This window comes from Mycobacterium intermedium, assembly GCF_002086275.1.
Lineage (GTDB): Bacteria > Actinomycetota > Actinomycetes > Mycobacteriales > Mycobacteriaceae > Mycobacterium > Mycobacterium intermedium.
In genome coordinates this window covers 1-575 of the sequence record NZ_MVHT01000304.1, presented here as the reverse complement: position 1 = coordinate 575, position 575 = coordinate 1, and the positions used below count along the sequence as shown (strand labels likewise).

The 575-nt window shown below is 69.7% G+C and carries 1 protein-coding gene; it reads right to left on the bottom strand.

The genetic code is table 11. The features are described from left to right. Positions 1–575 (bottom strand): AMP-binding protein (locus BST27_RS30795; protein WP_139805521.1); only part of this gene is annotated, 575 nt, incomplete at both ends.

Genomic DNA, 575 nt, shown 5'->3' with positions numbered 1-575 from the left:
ACCGGACACGCCTCCCCGGCCACGATCAACGCCGTCGACTCCAACCCCGCCGGGGACAGCATCGCCACCGCCGAGGGTGTCTGACTCAACACCGACACCTGTTCGGCGACCACTAGCGCGTGCAGGTCTTCCGGGGAAGCGGCCACCGACTCGGGCACCACCACCAAACGCCCGCCATGCAGCAACGCCCCCCAGATCTCCCACACCGAGTAGTCGAAGGCCAGCGAGTGAGCCTGCGTCCACACCTGATCCGGCCCCGTCGGCACCGGCGCAGCACCGGCGAACAACCGGGTGACGTTGCGATGGGTGACCGCCACCCCCTTAGGAGTGCCGGTGGTGCCCGAGGTGTAAATCAGGTGCGCGACCTCGTCGGGGGCGGGCGCCGGCAGCGGCGCGGTCGAATGATGTTGCGCGTGGTCAACAGTGATGACCGGCACCTCGTGGCTGTCGAGGCGGTCGGCCAACTCGGTGGTGGTGATCAGCGCTACCGGGGCGGCGTCGGCGAGCACGAACCCGACCCGCGCCACTGGGACTGCGGGGTCGATCGGCACATAGGCGGCCCCCGCCTTGAGCAC